At 32.0% G+C, this 17,939-nt stretch carries 19 protein-coding genes; 14 read left to right on the top strand and 5 right to left on the bottom strand.

Translation table 11 applies throughout. From position 1 onward, the window contains the following. Nucleotides 1–8: 8 nt before the first annotated feature. On the bottom strand, nt 9–1,007 hold the full coding sequence (locus AACL09_RS01825) for a P44/Msp2 family outer membrane protein (protein WP_339048454.1): 999 nt from the start codon (nt 1,005–1,007) through the stop codon (nt 9–11). Nucleotides 1,008–1,123: 116 nt separating this feature from the next. Next, nucleotides 1,124–2,938, bottom strand: coding sequence for a translational GTPase TypA (gene typA / locus AACL09_RS01820; RefSeq protein WP_339048452.1), 1,815 nt, complete (start codon nt 2,936–2,938; stop codon nt 1,124–1,126). 350 nt (nt 2,939–3,288) lie between these two features. On the opposite strand from typA, the gene AACL09_RS01815 reads away from it, so the two are divergent. After that, the gene (locus AACL09_RS01815) at nt 3,289–4,146 is read left to right on the top strand and encodes a hypothetical protein (RefSeq protein ID WP_339048450.1); all 858 of its coding nucleotides are present in this window, start codon (nt 3,289–3,291) and stop codon (nt 4,144–4,146) included. 24 nt (nt 4,147–4,170) lie between these two features. On the opposite strand, the gene AACL09_RS01810 is transcribed toward AACL09_RS01815, so the two are convergent. Next, nucleotides 4,171–4,803, bottom strand: a complete 633-nt coding sequence (locus tag AACL09_RS01810; protein WP_339048448.1) for a heme exporter protein CcmB — start codon at nt 4,801–4,803, stop codon at nt 4,171–4,173. A gap of 128 nt (nt 4,804–4,931) precedes the next feature. Between AACL09_RS01810 and AACL09_RS01805 the strand changes: the two genes are divergently transcribed. Then, complete coding sequence (locus tag AACL09_RS01805; RefSeq protein ID WP_339048446.1) at nt 4,932–5,198, top strand: hypothetical protein; 267 nt, start codon at nt 4,932–4,934, stop codon at nt 5,196–5,198. Further along, entirely contained in the window at nt 5,171–5,335 is a 165-nt protein-coding gene (locus AACL09_RS01800; protein WP_339048967.1) for a TraR/DksA family transcriptional regulator, read from the top strand. The genes AACL09_RS01805 and AACL09_RS01800 overlap by 28 nt, the downstream gene beginning before the upstream one ends. 41 nt (nt 5,336–5,376) lie before the next feature. Here the strand turns inward: AACL09_RS01800 and AACL09_RS01795 are convergent, their stop codons facing one another. Beyond that, nucleotides 5,377–5,646, bottom strand: coding sequence for a succinate dehydrogenase assembly factor 2 (locus tag AACL09_RS01795; protein ID WP_339048444.1), 270 nt, complete (start codon nt 5,644–5,646; stop codon nt 5,377–5,379). A 90-nt stretch (nt 5,647–5,736) separates the two neighbouring features. Here AACL09_RS01795 and rseP point away from each other — a divergent pair, with 90 nt between their 5' ends. From rseP to AACL09_RS01755, 8 genes are all read left to right on the top strand, one after another. Then, a complete protein-coding gene (gene rseP, locus AACL09_RS01790) occupies nt 5,737–6,852 on the top strand; it encodes an RIP metalloprotease RseP (protein WP_339048442.1) in 1,116 nt (371 codons plus the stop codon). Continuing rightward, nucleotides 6,849–9,140 carry an outer membrane protein assembly factor BamA gene (gene bamA, locus AACL09_RS01785; RefSeq protein ID WP_339048440.1) on the top strand — a complete coding sequence of 764 codons (2,292 nt, stop codon included), beginning with the start codon at nt 6,849–6,851 and terminating at the stop codon, nt 9,138–9,140. Before rseP ends, bamA begins: the two co-directional genes overlap by 4 nt. A gap of 1 nt (nt 9,141) precedes the next feature. Further along, entirely contained in the window at nt 9,142–9,696 is a 555-nt protein-coding gene (locus AACL09_RS01780) for an OmpH family outer membrane protein (protein WP_339048438.1), read from the top strand. Between the two features lie 5 nt (nt 9,697–9,701). Further along, a complete protein-coding gene (gene fabZ, locus AACL09_RS01775) occupies nt 9,702–10,154 on the top strand; it encodes a 3-hydroxyacyl-ACP dehydratase FabZ (RefSeq protein ID WP_339048965.1) in 453 nt (150 codons plus the stop codon). Further along, nucleotides 10,120–11,631, top strand: coding sequence for a bifunctional phosphoribosylaminoimidazolecarboxamide formyltransferase/IMP cyclohydrolase (purH, locus tag AACL09_RS01770; RefSeq protein WP_339048436.1), 1,512 nt, complete (start codon nt 10,120–10,122; stop codon nt 11,629–11,631). The genes fabZ and purH overlap by 35 nt, the downstream gene beginning before the upstream one ends. 291 nt (nt 11,632–11,922) lie before the next feature. Next, on the top strand, nt 11,923–12,234 hold the full coding sequence (locus tag AACL09_RS01765; protein WP_339048434.1) for an IS630 transposase-related protein: 312 nt from the start codon (nt 11,923–11,925) through the stop codon (nt 12,232–12,234). A 24-nt stretch (nt 12,235–12,258) separates the two neighbouring features. Then, nucleotides 12,259–12,798, top strand: coding sequence for an IS630 family transposase (locus AACL09_RS01760; RefSeq protein WP_339048963.1), 540 nt, complete (start codon nt 12,259–12,261; stop codon nt 12,796–12,798). A 198-nt stretch (nt 12,799–12,996) separates the two neighbouring features. Then, a complete protein-coding gene (locus tag AACL09_RS01755) occupies nt 12,997–13,335 on the top strand; it encodes a hypothetical protein (RefSeq protein ID WP_339048433.1) in 339 nt (112 codons plus the stop codon). A gap of 108 nt (nt 13,336–13,443) precedes the next feature. On the opposite strand, the gene AACL09_RS01750 is transcribed toward AACL09_RS01755, so the two are convergent. Beyond that, on the bottom strand, nt 13,444–14,634 hold the full coding sequence (locus tag AACL09_RS01750) for a dicarboxylate/amino acid:cation symporter (protein WP_339048431.1): 1,191 nt from the start codon (nt 14,632–14,634) through the stop codon (nt 13,444–13,446). Between the two features lie 76 nt (nt 14,635–14,710). Here AACL09_RS01750 and AACL09_RS01745 point away from each other — a divergent pair, with 76 nt between their 5' ends. The 3 genes from AACL09_RS01745 to AACL09_RS01735 all read left to right on the top strand — a co-directional run bounded on the left by AACL09_RS01745 (nt 14,711) and on the right by AACL09_RS01735 (nt 17,428). Continuing rightward, entirely contained in the window at nt 14,711–16,090 is a 1,380-nt protein-coding gene (locus AACL09_RS01745) for a type II secretion system F family protein (protein WP_339048429.1), read from the top strand. A gap of 170 nt (nt 16,091–16,260) precedes the next feature. After that, nucleotides 16,261–16,623, top strand: coding sequence for an Mth938-like domain-containing protein (locus tag AACL09_RS01740; RefSeq protein ID WP_339048427.1), 363 nt, complete (start codon nt 16,261–16,263; stop codon nt 16,621–16,623). 4 nt (nt 16,624–16,627) lie between these two features. Next, nucleotides 16,628–17,428: a metal ABC transporter permease gene (locus tag AACL09_RS01735; protein ID WP_339048961.1), complete on the top strand. Its 801-nt coding sequence runs from the start codon at nt 16,628–16,630 to the stop codon at nt 17,426–17,428. The last annotated feature ends 511 nt before the right edge of the window (nt 17,429–17,939 follow it).

Genomic DNA, 17,939 nt, shown 5'->3' with positions numbered 1-17,939 from the left:
TAAAGATGTTAGAAATTATAAACCATGCCAATCTCTAAACCATAAACACCAAACCTATGATTAATGGTTGCAGTGGTTGAGGCAATACGCGTAGAGTAATTATAATGATAGTCATTACTTTGATGTCTAACATCGTTAACAACCACATTATTTAAAGTTCCTGCATCACCAGCTGGAATTTTAGTTATAGGTAAAACACTTGCAAATTCATCATTAAAGATGCCAAAATAACGCAAACCGGCAAATATTTGAGCTTTTTCAGCTAATCTATAACTTGCACCAAGCTTTAGTTGATAGGCAGGAGCATAATGACTTTTTCCTAAAAATTTGACTTGAGTGAACCCCAAACCACCACCAACGTATGGAACAAGATATGGATTTATATTTAAGTCATAATATACGCTCATCAACATAGCTCGATTGTGAAAGCCTTCATCTTTTATTTTGAATGCAGCATTTGTTCCGACAAGTTTTGAAACTACTGAATCATTTCCAATCAATAGCTTTCTCAGATTACAAGGGGGGCTAGTGATAGTTTTCCATTTCGAATCACATGTTGTACCAGCAGAGGGAGTCATATCACCAGCAGCAAGTGTAGCTGGGCCACTGCGAACAAGTTCAACATATCCAGCCTTATCTTTATCTCCATATTCTTCATCATCGAGGTTAAGCTGCGAGTATAAACCTTCAATTTCAATTCTAGAGGGCAATAGACGTGAAAGCATAAGCAGCAGCTGTAATGCATTTAACTGATAGCCAATTGTGCCGCTACCAGCAAAGCCTGGGGTATATTTAGGCTCATAACCTTCTATAAATTCTTCATCTGAATTGAAGCTCATAACCTTTTCTGTTACGTTACCGGCTTCTTCCTTGCCAGAGAAATCTCCCATTGCATTTCCAAACGCACCAAAATAACCACCTCGAACATAGAAGTTCTTTAATTCAGCACAATGTGCAGATGAACAAAAAAGTAAAATTATAACTGCATATATATTTTTACTTAACATAGTAATATTCCTTCTAAAATTATAGAATATTATCGTTGCAGTAAAAATATATATATGTCAAGAATTTTTAGCGTAAAAATTGAAATATTTTAAATTAATTCAATTTTAAAGATACTTTATTCTTTACGCATTGACCTACTGAAACGTTTGCGTTCGTTAGGATCAAGATGCATCTTGCGCAATCTTATAGACTTAGGTGTGACTTCAACCAGTTCATCGTCACCTATATACGCTATCATTTCCTCAAGCGTCATTAGTTTTGGAGGAGTAAGTTTTATTGCCTCATCCGCTCCTGATGATCTTACATTTGTTAGCTGCTTACCTTTTAAAACATTTATCTCTAAATCATTATCACGATTATGCTGACCAACGATCATGCCGCAGTACACTTTATCTTGCGGCTTTATAAACATTATTCCCCTATCTTGTAGGTTAAAGATAGCATAGGCAACTGCTTCACCTTTATCTGTAGAAATTAAAACGCCATTACGTCTACCTGATATTACGCCCTTATAAGGCTCGTAACTATGGAATAGGCGATTGATAATACCTGTACCACGAGAATCCGTTAGAAACTCTCCTTGATAACCAATAAGTCCACGTGAAGGAGCTAAAAACGCAAGCCTCGTTCTACCATTTCCTGAAGGGCGCATATCTCTCATCTCTCCCTTACGGAAACTTAGTTTTTCCATTATTATGCCACTGAACTCTTCATCGACATCTATAATAACTTCTTCTACAGGCTCAAATTTCTTGCCATCCTCTTCTTTAAATAACACTCTAGGTCTTGACACAGAAAGCTCAAAGCCCTCTCTCCTCATAATTTCAATCAGTACTCCAAGCTGTAGTTCGCCTCGTCCACCAACTTCAAAAGCATCACCTTTTTCTGTCTCCTTTACCGTAATTGCTACATTTGTTTCTGCTTCGCGCAAAAGACGTTCTTTAATGACAGTAGAGGTTAATTTTGTCCCTTCCTGACCTGCAAATGGTGAGCTATTGACACTAATTGTAACAGCCATTGTAGGCGGATCGACGGGAGTTGATTTGATTGGTTCTAATATTTCCGGAGCAGTAATACTATCAGATACTGAAGCTTCCTCCATTCCAGCAATCGCAATTATATCTCCTGCCCTTGCTTCTTCTATACTGATGCGCTTTAACCCAGAAAATGCAAAGAGTTTTGTCAGGCGTCCCTGCTCTACAACTTTGCCATTAAGGCTTAATACTTTTACATTTGAGTTAATTTTAGCCACACCTTGATACACTTTACCAGTGAGTATTCGCCCAAGAAAACGATCTGACTCAAGCAATGTAACCAGCATTGCAAATGGAGCATCATAATCATAATTTGATGGTTTTACGTGTTTTAATATTGTTGTAAATAAAGGTGCTAAATCTTTTCTTTCATCGGATAAATTATTTACGCACCAACCATCTCTTCCTGTAGCATATAAAACTGGGAAATCAAGCTGCTCCTCAGTAGCATCAAGATTTATAAACAAATCAAATATTTCATTTAGTACTTCATCTATTCTACTGTCAGGCCTATCAACCTTATTGATTATAACTATTGGATGCAGGTCTGCTTTTAGGGCTTTGCTAAGCACAAATTTTGTTTGCGGCATAGGTCCTTCTGAAGCGTCCACTAAAAGTAATACCCCATCTGCCATAGACAATACTCTTTCTACTTCTCCACCGAAATCTGCATGCCCTGGAGTGTCTATTATGTTGATCTTTTCATCATTCCACATAACAGCAGTACATTTTGCTAGTATTGTTATTCCACGTTCTCGCTCTTGATCATTGCTATCCATGACGCGTTCGCCAATTTCTTGGTTTTCACGAAACGTGCCACTCTGTTTTAACATGTTATCAAGTAAAGTAGTTTTACCGTGATCAACGTGAGCGATTATTGCTATATTTCGAATCATAATTTAAAAAACTTATTAGAACCTTAAATTTTATTAAAAATTCAAGATAAGTCTATAAGTAAAAAGCTTAAAAATTGCATAAATAGTAGAATATAATTACTGGTTTTTAAAGTTGTAAATAAAATGGCAACATAAATATATACAAAAAATACACTTTATGCGTGTAAATAATATATTATTATCTACTTATAATATATATGTTATCTTTCTTTAAAAGGATTTTTCTCTTTATAAACAAGGTTTATTATTCAGGATTTAATAAAAAAATCTTAAATGGGATAAATAAAAATAAAGATGTGTTCTTGGAGATATTGCAATTTCCAAGAAGAAGCAGAAAATTTGTCTCTAAAGTGTTTGCTAGTCAGGAAAGCTTAAGCTGTTTTCAGCTATTTTTAAGCGCACATGAAAAAAATAAAGAAGTATATAATAAAGATAACATTAAAAATATATTTATTGATCCAAATTTTTCAGAAGACCAAATAAATCTAGTCAAGCTTCTGCTTGATAACGATATTCCGATAGATAAAAAAGATACTACAAAACTGAGTATAAAAAATGTATTACGCATAGATCTTGGTAAGCAAGGTCAGCTGTTTTTGAAACATTTACTATACCTTTACAAGGAAGATGAAATTAAGCTATCTAGAGTTGAGGCAATATTTCCTATTGATAATGCAGGAGATATAATAGAGAAGTTTAATGATTTAGAAAAAATAAAAGAGAACTTCGAATTTATTGACTTTCTATTTACATATTCTGTTAATAAGGAAAACATTGGTAAAATATTTTCTTATGATGATATTACTTTTAATAAGATAAAAAATGAAGACAACAGAGAGCTTTTAAGACTTCTCTTACAACATCAAGCTACCTATAGCGTTGATAAAATAAAAGATATATTCTCTTTTGAGGATGATATCTTTAATAAGATGAAAGAGAATCTAGAACTAACAGAATGTCTTTTAAAGTACAAATTTGATGTATCTGACATAAAGTACTTTTTTTCCAAGGAAAATTCTTGTTTTGAAGCAGTTAAGAAAAATTCTGAGCAAATAATAAAATATGTATCAGATCATAAACTAAACTTTGCTAACATCAAAAAAGTAAATTTTCATGAAGGTGAATTGTTCATAAAACTTATGATTCCAGAGAATCAGTTAAGTAATCCTTCTGTAGAAGGGTTAACAGGACAAAAAATGAGTAAATAGAAATTTGATACTACCAGAGGAAAATTAAGAATGCTGTACAGCAAATTTTATTGCTGTGTGTGTGACAAATCCACTAACGGTTATAAAAGCAATAAAAAGTAATCCTCCTATTAGTAGAACATTTATATCATATACATGAGTAATGAGGTAAAAATGTATAAACATTGGTATTATCGTTGGTAAAATAAGCACTTGTGATATTGCTGCTGAATTATTATGACCTATCGTTAACGAACATCCAACTGCAGAGACAAATACTACCCCTATAGTACTCAATAATAAAGCTAGAATAAGCAAAATTGAATTATATAAATTACTACCTAATGTTATTACATCGATAATGAAAGAAATAACTGCAATAGGCAAACCAAAGCATAACCAATGAGCAAAGATTTTAAGAAAAATTACTAGTTGTGAGGGGTAATTGCATATAAATATCTGTTCTAGAGTGCCATCATTATAATCACTTTCAAACAAATTATGCATGGACATTTGTAGTGCAAAAGTTGCACAAATCCATACAAGTGTTACTTTAACTTCTGGTACATCTTTAGTTGCAAATAAAGCTAAGATTAGCATTGCTATAAATAGAGCAATAACGTTTATAAGATTGCTACTTTTGTTTAATATTAAACTTAATTCCTTTTCAATAATCACTACTTACAAATTTGAGTTTGTGATATAACACCTGGCTTCATTACAAGTGAAAAGACTTAATACTTCATTATAATAACGGATTTTTAACCTACAATATTTTATAATATCTTGCTAAAAACGGAGAATTTATGGAGATAGAATTGCTGCACAATTACAAACCTTCGCAAGATGAAGATTACATGAATCCGATGCATCTAGAATATTTTAAACGCAAGTTATTATCAATGCAGTCTTTGCTCACAAAACAAACAGAAAATAAAATTTCAACAGTTCTTGATTATAAGGATCGAGATAAGGATATAATAGATATGGCATCTAGAGAGCATGAAATTGGTATCGAGCTTGAAACCAGTAAACGTTCTTTGGAATCGATAAAAAAATTAATAATGCCTTAAAAAAAATTGATTCTGGACAATATGGGTATTGCGAAGGAACTGGAGAAGAAATAGGAATCGAAAGGCTTGAGATTGATCCTTTGGCTCTTTACTGTATAGAAGAACAAGAGCGTCAAGAGCAATTAAGTGATAAGTAATTTTTCAATAGGAAATCGTGCTTCTTCACTTAAACAATATTCTAACTATTAAAAAATGAATTATTAAATTTAATAATGGAATTTATAATATTAGAACTTAGTGAAATTGGTATAGCTTGCTTGCCAGTTATATAACAGTATAGCTCATGATCATCAAGATCGACAATTTTCTCGTACTCATCTAATTCATAGTCAGAGAAGTGGTCAATAAACTCTGCAGCAAATCTACCAAGCAATATGTCAGTTTCTTTGCATCCTCTATGCAAACTCCTATACAATAGTTTTTTTCTCAATGATGTTGTATCATTCATTTTAATAGTAAAAAAATTCACATTAATAATTTTATTGTCAAGCTATGTATAGGTCAATATAATAACAGAGTTTTAATCTTTTGCTGAGAAATGATATTTCTTTCTGATTTAGCTAGTCAATTTAGTGGAGTGTTATTTTACTTCTTTTCCTTTCTTCTCATAATCTCAATCATCATTTTCATACATGAATATGGTCATTACATTGCTGCTAAAATCTGTAAAGTAAAAGTTGAATTATTCTCAATAGGATTTGGTCCAGAGGTTATTGGTTTTAACGATAAATCTGGAACTAGATGGAAGTTTAGTGCTATTCCAGCAGGTGGTTACGTTAAAATGCTTGGGGATACAAAAGATAGTGAAAAAACACTCACAGATGAAGAAAAATTACATTCATTTTATAACAAGCCACTATATAAAAAAGCTATAATTGTTTTTGCTGGACCTTTAGCCAATATAATTCTTACAGTATTGATTTTTACTATTTTGTTTTATACGCATGGTAATTATCAAACTTCCCCAATTGTCGGTCAAGTATTGGGTGATAGTGCTGCTGAAAGATCAGGCTTTCTGCCAAAGGATGTGATCTTAAGTGTTAACGGACAAAAGATAAAATACTTTGAGGATGTAAAACGTATAGTAATGCTAAGTCCAGGGATAAAGTTGGAAATAAAATATAAGCGTGATGATCATGAATATAAAACTAATATCACGCCTGAAGTAATTGATAATAAGGATATGTTTGGCAATGAAATTAAAATCGGCTTTATAGGAGTGTTGCCTTATGATCCGCAAAGTTTTGTTAGGCTATCTATTTTTGATGCTACTATAAAATCTCTAACTGAAACTTATAGCTTAACAAAGTTTACGTTATCTGCAATTGGACAGATTATTAAGGGTCATAGAGATATTAAAGAACTAGGAGGGCCAATTAAAATTGCACAGCACTCTGGGCAGTCAATGAAAGGAGGGTTTTTTGTAGTTTTATCATTTATAGCGATGATCTCTATTAATTTAGGTATAATGAATTTACTGCCTATTCCTATGCTTGATGGTGGTTACCTATTTCAGTACATAGTAGAAGCAGTTTTGCGTCGTAGTTTAAATCCAAAAATTCAGACATATGCGGCAGCAATAGGGACAGTATTTTTACTGTCTTTAATGGCCTTTGCTACTTTTAACGATATAAGGCATATTTTAATAAAATGAAGAATATAATAGCTTTTATATCAATTTTGCTTATTCCTTTTTGTGTTATAGCTTCAAGTAATGCTATGCGGCAAAAGGTTAAAGCTGTGGAGATTATTGGTAATGAGCGCCTTGATTACCAGACTATACATTCGTATGCCAAAATAAGTGATGAGGTTGACGACAATGACATTGATGCAATTATAAAAAATCTACATAAAACAGGGCTTTTTAGTAATATTGAGGTAGTAGTTGATGAGAAACAAAATCTGATAATTACACTAAAAGAAAACCCTATAGTTAATAATATAATTATAAGTGGAAATCGTGCATTAAGCAGTAAGGAGATAAAAAACAATATATTAGGGCTTAAACCACTTGCTACTTTCACTGAAGCAAAATTGAAGAATGACATAATAAATCTCACTTCTACTTATAGAAATAGCGCTAGCAAACTTCAAGCTAAGGTGAAGTATGAAATTATGAAGCTTGAAAATAACAGGATTGATATAGTACTAAAAATAGAAGAGGGGCGAACATCTTCAGTTAAACGAATTGGATTTATTGGTAATAAGAAATTCTCTGATAATGAATTAAAGCACGTTATTTACAGCAAAGAATATAAGGCAGCTAGAATTTTTAATAGCAATGCAAAATACCTTCCAGAACGCATCATGCTTGATAAAGCTTTAATTGGTTACTTTTATTCAAACAAAGGATACATTGATGTTATAGTCAATTCAGTTGTTGAATTTGATGATAATTTTGGTGCTTATCTAACACTTTTAATTGAGGAAGGGACAAAATATAACGTTGGTTCCACTCAAGTTAATGTTGACTCACAGCTACAAAATATTGAGCAAGAAATAACAAAAATGTTAAAGATCAAAAGCGGAGAAGTATTTAGTGCTGAAGCAGTAAATGGCACCGCTATGAAAATTAACAAATATTTAAATGATAAAGGTTACATTTTTGCTCAAGTTGAGCCGGAATACAATAAACATGAAGATATTGTTGATATCAGTTACAAAGTATCAATAGGAAAGGAAGAATACATTAATAGAATAGATATCAGTGGCAATAATAAGACATTAGACAAAGTTATTAGGCGTCAATTAAGTATTTCAGAAGGTGATCCATATAATATTCTTCTGGTGCAAAAATCCCGCAGAAAGTTGATTAATACAGGTCTTTTTGAAATAGTGGATATGGAAAGCAATAAATTACAGGATAATGTTGTTAATCTTAATGTCAGCGTAAAAGAAAAAAGTACCAGTAGCTTTCAAATAAGTGGAGGATTTTCTACAGCAAGTGGACTGATGGGAAACATTAATATTAAGGAAAGGAATTTATTTGGTACTGGAAGGGAGTTGTCATTTTCGCTTGAAAAAACAGCATTGTCATTTTCAAATAACATAGATTTTACTGAAAATCATATTTTTGATTCTGATGTTTCTTTAGGAATTGGTGTATTTTTTTCTTCACAAGCTCAAAGTATAGATAGTAACTTTAGTAGTAAGAATTCGGGATTTATAACTAGGTTGTCTTATGATATTACAGATAACTTAAGTCAGTCTTTACGTTATTCTTTTAAATACAATAACATTGTAAATGTTGCAAAAAATGCTTCTCTTTTTATAAAAGAGCAGGAAGGGAAAAACATCGATTCATCAATTGGGTATACGCTAACTTATAATAAACTTGATAGTATATATAGCCCTAAAAATGGTTATTTACTTCGTGCAAGCCAGGACTTATCTGGGTTTGGTGGCACTTTAAATTATCTTAAATCTGAAGCCTCTTTTGCAGTTTTCAAATCTATATTACCTAAAATCAATGATAACATTGTACTACGTTTTAAGGGAAGTATAGGGTATGTTTTTTCTTATAGTGATGAAGAATTAAAAATAGGTCAGCGCTTTTTTATAGGAATGAATGAAATTAGAGGTTTTGACTTAGCTGGAGTAGGGCCAAGAGCGTGGAGTTCAAAATATCAAGATAAGTTAGGTGGGGATGCATTAGGTGGTAAATTTTATTTTGTTGGCACCACTCAAGCAGACTTTCCTATAGGATTGCCTGAGTATGCAGGTGTTAAGGGATCATTATTTGTTGACTATGGCACACTATATGGTCTAGACTATAAAAATAAGGATTATTTTAGTGACAATTCTTTAAGAATCTCAGCAGGTTTTGGGTTTTCTTGGAATTCTCCTTTAGGTCCAATGAGGTTAGATTTTGGGTTTCCTCTAGCAAAGGAGCCATATGATTTACCAAAGATTGTTAGGTTTTCTGTTGATACTGGTATTTAAAATGAAGCGGTTTTTGATTTCTACTATTGTTATTCTTTTATTATTTGCTACTGAAGGGATTTGTAGTAATAAAGATTGTGTAAAATTTGCAATTGTTGATAGAGATAAGATTATCTCTGAATCTTTAGCTTTTCAAAGTATAAAAAAGCAGGTGGATAGCGAACAAGCTACTTTGCAAGAAGATTCTTCTAAGCAAGAGGAGGAGCTGCATAAAATTAAGCAAGAGATATCTAAACAGCAAGATATATTATCTGAAGAAGCTTTTAGTCAAAAGATGAGAGAGTTTAATGAATCAGTGCTAAAAGTACAGCAAGATTTATCACAAAAAAATATGGAACTTAGGGAATCTTATATTGCTACGGTTAAAGAGGTTTTAAGTGAAGTAAAAAATATAGCAAGTAATATAGCAGGGGAAGAAAATATAGGTTTAGTGTTATTTATATCAAAAGAAGAGCAAGTCTTTTATGCAAGAAATGAGGTTGATATATCAGATAAGGCAATAAAGATATTAAATAAGAAGATGCCAAGTATTGATATCAAAGCAGCGCATAAATAATGCAATTGCCGTTTAACATAAATGAGATCATTAAATTATTGCCGCATTCATATCCATTTTTACTAATAGATAGAGTGATAGAATATGAGTCATGTAAGAGTGCAAAAGCAATAAAAAATGTTACATTTAACGAATATTATTTCTCTGGTCATTTTCCAGATCATCCAGTTATGCCTGGGGTACTTATTATTGAAGCTATGGCGCAAACTTCTGCAGTATGTGTTTTAAATCAAGAAGATAAAAAAGTTGTATATTTTATGTCTATTGAAAATGCAAAATTTCGCAAACCAGTTATTCCCGGGGATACATTAGTATTGCATTCACAAGTGATAAATCATCGTCAAAACACATGTAAATTTTCTTGTGGTGCATATGTTGAAGATGACTTAGTTGCAGAAGCAACAATTTTAGCAATGATTCAAAATGATAAAAAGAGCTCTGATTTCAGTTTACAATAAAACAAACATTGTAGATCTTGCATCTTTTTTGCTTGAGCAAGAGGTTGAAATAATATCAACAGGTAACACTCACAAAACATTGCTCGAAGCCGGTATTAATACTCAAGAAGTATCAGACTATACAGGATTTCCAGAGATACTTGATGGCAGAGTAAAGACGTTACATCCTAAAGTGCATGGAGGAATTTTAAATAATCGCAAGCAACATAATGCTGAAATTGATCGATTAAACATTGAGTCGATAGACCTTTTAATTGTCAATCTTTATCCTTTTTTGCGAGCTTCTTCTGATGTTAACCTATCTGAAGAACAAGTAATAGAGCAGATAGATATAGGTGGCGTGGCACTGATGAGAGCAGCGGCCAAGAATTTTCACTTTGTAACTATAATTTCCAAAATTGGTGATTACTCAACCCTTAAAGAGCAAATGAATGGTAATTGTGGTAGTACTACACTTGAATATAGAAAACAACTTGCTGCTAGGGCTTTTGCTATAACGTCTAGCTACGATTCTTATATCTATAATTGGCTAGAGAATAAAAGTGATGATTTACCAAAGTTTTTTATATCTCATGGACAAAAGGTGCAGGATTTAAGGTGTGGTGAAAACCCACACCAAAAGGCTGCTTTTTACAGTGACGAGTTCACTCAATATCCGCTGGAGAAGTGTTATGGTAGCAAAGATTTAAGTTATAATAACATAGTAGATATAGAAGCTGCTATAAAAATAGTAGCTGAATTTGCAGAACCGGCAGCTGCTATAATTAAGCACACAAATCCTTGTGGAGTAGCACTTGGAAGTGATATTTTTAATGCTTATAAAAAAGCTTTGCTTTGTGATGAAGTTAGTAGTTTTGGTGGCGTGATCGCGTTCAATAGAGAGATAGAGTTAGAACTGGCAGAGGAGATAAATAAAATGTTTATAGAGGTAGTAATAGCACCGTCTATAAGCAGAGAAGCACTCGCAGTTTTACAAAAAAAGAAAAACCTGCGCATCATCATTTCTAAATCATATAAGCAAAATAAATATAATATTAAAAATGTTACTGGTGGTTTTCTCGTTCAAGAAAATGACCTGCATCAATTGACAATAAAAGAAATGAAACAAGTAACCAGGCGCTTTGCTACAGAAGTGGAGAAAAATGAATTGCTCTTTGCGTGGAAGGTGTGTAAACATGTAAAATCAAACGCTATTGTTATTGCAAAAAATCACAGTGCAATTGGCATAGGTGCTGGGCAAATGAGTAGAATTGATAGTGTTAAAATTGCAATTGAAAAAGCAGGGAATTGTCAAGGAGCGGTTTTAGCTTCAGATGCATTTTTTCCCTTTTCAGATAGTATAACACAAAGCGCAAATGCTGGAATAACAGCAATAATACAACCAGGAGGGTCTGTAAAAGATAAAGAGGTAATAGAAGAGGCAGATAAAAATAATATAGCAATGCTGTTCACTGGAATTCGCAGCTTCTGTCATTGATATATTTGAAGTTACAATTTAACTGAAGCAAAAAAACATATTTAACCACGTCATAAAAATATGTCACAGCTCCAATAATGCATTACCTCTAGTAGTATTAGTTAACTTGCTAGACATATTTGGTATCGTTAATTCACTAGATGGCTTTATGCATACCTCAACATTTTCTTGAAGTCTACTTTTTTTATGGGAGAGGTTGTTATTAATTTTGTCGTTAGATGCAATTTTTCTTTTTGAATTTGTTTTTGTAGCGAAAGTATAGTACTTTCAAAAACAAATGATAAAGGTATAATGAGCATTTTGGGGAATGAAGGAAATGGCGTACAGCGTGGATTTACGGAAAAAGCAGTATCTTTGGTTAAAAAAGGAAAATCAAAAGCTGAGATTGCGGAGCTTTTTGAGGTGGGGATAGCGACATTATATAGGTGGCTAAAAAAGAAAGCTGCTGGTGAAAGTCTGAAACCAACGAAACCCAGTGGTTTCATACGAAAAATAGACCCACAAATGCTTGCAGAGTATGTAAAAAAGCACCCAGATCATACGCTAGCAGAGATGAAACAGAACCTTGGTTTCGGAATAAGTGCAATTTGGTATAACAGCTAAAAATCACATTAAAAAAAAGTCACAATTTATCGAGAGCGAAGTTATGAGGATAGACAAAAATTTATTAAAAAGATCGCCAAAATAGACCATTCGAGCATTGTGTATGTAGATGAAGCTGGAGTTGACAATAGGTTATATCGGGAATATGGAAGAGCTTTGCGAGGAGAGAAAATTTATGCGGATATTTTAGGTAAAAAACGCCAAAGAATTAGTATGATAGGAGGTTGGATTGAGAAAAGATTTATCGCACCAATGACTTTTACAGGTGGATGTGATAAGGAAGTGTTTAATATGTGGTTAGGGCAAATATTACTGCCACAATTGCAGCGTGGCACCACAATAATTATGGACAATGCTACTTTCCATAAAACTGCCAAAACAAAGGAATTAATAGAAAGCGCATATTGCCATCTGCTCTATCTTCCTACATATTCTCCAGATTTGAATCCCATTGAGCACTGTTGGCATACAATAAAAAGTTGGCTAAGACCTAGAATGTATCAACAAGAAAACTTATTACTTTTTTTTGGTAAAGCCATTACTGAAGCTTATCATTTAGTTTAGAATATACTATAGTTTCGAAAGAAGTCTATTCTCATTTTATAGCTATAGACCTTCCTTTAAAGGTCTGAATGAGATAAGATAAAGATTTATGACAATAATGAGGTTGAATGCCAGCACTGCACATTTAAGGAAAAAGGCACAAGAAGAAAAAAGCTTGAGAAGCAACAGGACAAGTCAAGAAAAGTAGGACAAAGAAAAGTGGCGGCAGAGATAAAGAAAGATACGAAATCTCATTTTATCAGTACAATATTAAATATGGAAGGAAACTGCGGTACAAATAAACTCAAAGATTTTCTCAAAAAAACACTTGAGTGTATAGAACTTTTTTATAGATTGAATAATAGTTCTTTTGCCCAAGAAATGGATAGGAAAGAATTTTGTGAGCAATTTGAATCAGAGCTGCATCTAAATAAGAGAGAATCTCATAGACAAATTGAAAAAATTACGCAAGAAGGTGTTGAAATGCCAGACGAAGATAAGAAAAAAGTAAGTAAAATACTGTTAATAAGGAAGGATCCTTACCAAACAGTAAAATAGAGAATTGCACTTGCCGAGGAGCTTGCGCTTGTAATACAAAATCTCAATAATTTTGTAAGATTGAAGTCATTGAGGTAAAAAGAACTTAAAATTCGAAAAAAAGAGAAACTAAGTTAATCTTCGACTACACTCTTTATGAATTACTCGTGTTATACAGATATCTGACCAGACATTTATAGCCGTTTCAAACATGTCAAGTATTGTATATACTGGTAATATAATTCCCATTATGTTTAAAGGAATTTTCATTGATATAAGGTAGCTTGTTGCCATAAAATAGCAGCCCATTGGCACTCCAGCATTACCTATCGCTGCACCAATAGATAAAAGTATCCATATAAACATCTCACCTAATGAAAAATTGTAACCATTACTTTCTGAAACAAAAAGCACTGTAGTTAAAATAAAGGCAGCACATGCATTCATATTAATTGTTGTGCATATTGGTAATACAAAAGAAGATAATTTTTTAGGTACTTTAAGTTTATTTTGCACACATTCGATGGTAGTTGGTAGTGTTGCACTGGATGATTTAGAAAAAAATGCCAAAACTAGTGCAGGTATAACTCCTTTAAAAGTTTGAATTGGTGATACGCCTTTGTACAACATAAGTAGTGGCAGAATTACAAATGCTTGGATAAGATTTGCTAGTGATATGCACACAAGATACCAAATTATATTGTAAAACTCACTACTACCTTTTACTTCATATAAAAAACATGTAATAAATGCCCAAACGGCAAGTGGCATAAGTTTTAGTATATGTCTAGCTATAATAAGTAAAGTATCAAAAAGTGCGGAAAATATTTGATGCAATATATCTTGCTTCTGCTCGGGTAAGGAAATTACAGCAAAACCAATAAGAAAAGCGAGCAATATACTACCAGCAACATTATTATCAAGAAAGACTTGAATGAAATTAGAAGGGATAAGTGAATACAAGTAAGAGAAATAACTATGATTGTAGTTAGCATTCGCATTCCCTATAGAGCTACTCACCAAATGCTTATTTGCTGGATTGATGAGTAAATAAATAGATAAAGCAATAAGTGCTGCTACAGTGGTAGTAAGTAATGTATAAAATAAAGTTTTCTTTGTCAGAGTTTTAATTTCTATAGAATTCTTCAGTCCTGAAATAGTTGCAGTAATAGAAAAAAAAACCAATGGCAAACTAATAAGTTTAAGTAAACTAATAAAGATATCACTTATAAGTTTAGCTCCACCAAATATAAAATCATTGTGCAAATAATAGGATATTACTGCTAGTACTATAGACAGCAACACTGGAAACTTGTACATATATCAATAAAATTTACAAATATTCAAAAGCCTACTAAATACCTATTTTAACCAATAGTCATTTACAGGCTCTCTTATGCAAGGCCCACTACTTATGCCAATGCATGGACTTTTTAATCTGCGTTCTTTTGACATAAAACAAGAAGATAAACTTCCTACTAAAGTTAGTATAACTAAAATATTAAAAATCTTTCTCAGCATTTCAAATTCATATGTACTTAATAATACTATTATAGTAACTCTATATCTAATATTTGTAAACATGCCTATTTATTATTATAAAGCATTAAACCATGCCTGCCATAAAGTGCGTGATAAGCTTTACGCTACAGATGAAAAAGAGTTGGAAGCTAAACTAAATGAGATAGGATTATACTTAATTGATTACCATGTGCAGAAAAATCGGTCATTTTTGCCTAAGAAAATCAGCACAAAAGATTTAATAAGAGTATGCACTCATATTGAGCAAATGGAAAGAGCAGGGCTGCAACTTATAAATTCCCTTGAGGAACTATGCTGCTCGATAAATAATTCTGCTGCTAAGACAATTTTTAGTGAAGTGTGTGAAGATGTAAGGTCTGGCAGTATGCTATCCTCAGCATTACTTAAACATCCAAAGGTATTTGAAAAATTATTCATTGCCTTAGTAGCAGTTGGAGAAAAGTCTGGAAAGTTAGCAGAAGTATTTTCCTACATTGCAGATCATTTAAAATGGAGTTTAAAGCTGCAAAATAAAATAAAAAGAGCTATAGCTTATCCTCTATTTATGCTTATTGTTATCTGTATTGTTGTGTGCGTTATGACGTTTACTGTAATACCAGCTATTGAAACTTTTTTGACTGAACAAGAGATTGCACTACCTATTTATACTAAACTACTTATCTCAATAGTTAATTTTTGTGCTACAAACAAGAGTATAATCTTAATGGTTGCTGCTCTATTTCCCCTGCTTATTTATATAGCAAAAAAAACTATAAATTACTCCTGCTCTAAGATAACAATTTCACTGCCAATAATAGGAAAATTAATACGCAAAATTGAAATATCAAGGTTTTGTCGATTTTTTACATTATGTTATGGGAGTGGTTTGGATATTTTAAATTCAATCGACAATGCCAAAGATGCAGTAAAAAATCTGGTAATAAAGGAGGCATTAATAAATGCTAAGGTCTCTATATCAAACGGTAAGACTTTAACTTCCGCTATGCAAGAAACAAACCAATTTCCAGGATTTGCCGTTCATATGTTCAACATCGGAGAAAAAAGCAGCAATATTACTGAGGCAATAAGCAACATTAATACTTTTTATGATACAGAGATTAATGATGCAATTGATAGCTTAATTTCAATCATCAAACCAGCATTTGTAATAATATTAGGCCTTTTGATTATGTGGATCATAATGGCAGTTTTCACCCCACTTTACAGCAGTTTTGGTCAATTAGATCTATACTAATTTAGAAATTTTCATTTTAAAGTAGTTGTATGTATTAAAAAAATGATATATTAGATTTTATCTCATAGCTTCCTTGCATTCATCATCTCATCTGAATTATTTTTTTATTTTTATCTAGATTTTACGCAGGATTTAAAATATTTTTCTAATTTAAATAATTGTGTAAAATTATGGACATTACTCCTATTATTTCAGATAATAAAAAAATTATAGATGGATATAAAGAAGGGTGTTTCATTATAAATAATGAGGAATATAAAGGTTCAGTTATAGTATTTCCTGAGCGTGTAGTTCCATTTCCCGAACTTGACATAAATAATATGGATCACCTGTTGCGTTTTTTAAATGTTGAAACTGAAGTTATATTAGTAGGAACTGGCGCTAAGCACATAAGTCCCCACCTATCAGTAAGAGATCATATACGCAAGCAGAGCTTGAGTTTTGAATTTATGTCAACAGGAGCAGCTTGTAGAACTTATAATGTATTGCTATCTGAAGGCAGATATGTCATTGCTATTTTAATGGCTATATAAAATGATACTTGAGCTTCTAATGCAAAGTTTTTTTTTAAATAGCCTAATATCACTGTTGATTATTAGTTTAGCTACTGGAGCTTTAGGATCATTTATGGTGTGGCAAAGGCTATCTTATTTGGGAGATAGTTTATCGCACTCATCATTACTTGGCATTGCTCTAGCTCTCATTTTTAACTTCAATACTTCGGTAACTATAATTATTATCGCAATAACATTTGCAATATTACTTTCAATTAATTTTGATAAATTATATTCACGTGATGCAGCTTTAAACATAATAACCAATGTTGTCTTATCCATAAGTTTAATACTTATGTCTTTTTTATCATCTACGAGCAGTAATATTATACACTCTTTATTTGGTGACATTTTGATGTTAAGTAGCATGGATATCATAACTATTTCAACAATTTCTATACTTGTCATTGTTGCTTTAGTACTCAGATGGCGCAGGTGGCTAATTATTACAGTAAATCAAGATTTAGCTATAGCAGAAGGCATAAATGTCAGTTGGGTTAGATTAGAATTTTTAATTATTTTATCAATATTTATTGCAGTTGCAGCGCAGCTAATTGGAATATTATTGATTACTGCCTTTCTATTAATTCCAGCAGCAGCAGCAAGGCTAATTGCTAAAACTCCAACTCAAATGATCATCATTGCAACAGTCATCTCTGCTATAGCAGCAGTATCAGGTCTTCTATTTTCAGTACAGTTTGATATTCTAACTGGCCCAACTATAATCCTTACATCATTTCTTTATTTTGTACTGCTTTACTTATTTAAAATAATAAAAGAATAGATAATATATTAAGATTTATACTTTTTTAACTACATTCGTGCCAAAATATAATAAGTAAAATAAATAATATCTATAGGAGAAAAGTAATATGTCAGATAACTTTATCGATATTAATATAAATAAAACAAATGTAACTTTGTAGCTTTTAATAAAGCTCTTTAATTTATAATAATTGTTTTAGCTATCATTCAATAGCTATGATTTTAATACTTACGTATATTGCAATAATGAGCAAAACACTTATACAAGTTTCTGTTTTGTAGCAATTGTTGCACGGTAATTAATCGACTTTGCTAAATAAAAAAATTTGCTATAATTCTCTTGTGGGTATACGCTTAAAGAAATAACTTATACTTTCTGTTGCTATTAGCAATTTAGTTATACAACTAAAGATTGGGGGGAATTTCCTGTGTTCAGGAAGTAATGCTAATAGCAACAGAAAGTATAAGTTACATTGATGAATTAAAATCTCAACATATTGTAATTAATATATTAATTATACATTAGATAT

This window comes from Candidatus Mesenet endosymbiont of Phosphuga atrata, assembly GCF_964020175.1.
In the GTDB taxonomy this organism is placed as follows: domain Bacteria; phylum Pseudomonadota; class Alphaproteobacteria; order Rickettsiales; family Anaplasmataceae; genus Mesenet.
This window is presented reverse-complemented; position numbering and strand designations above follow the sequence as displayed.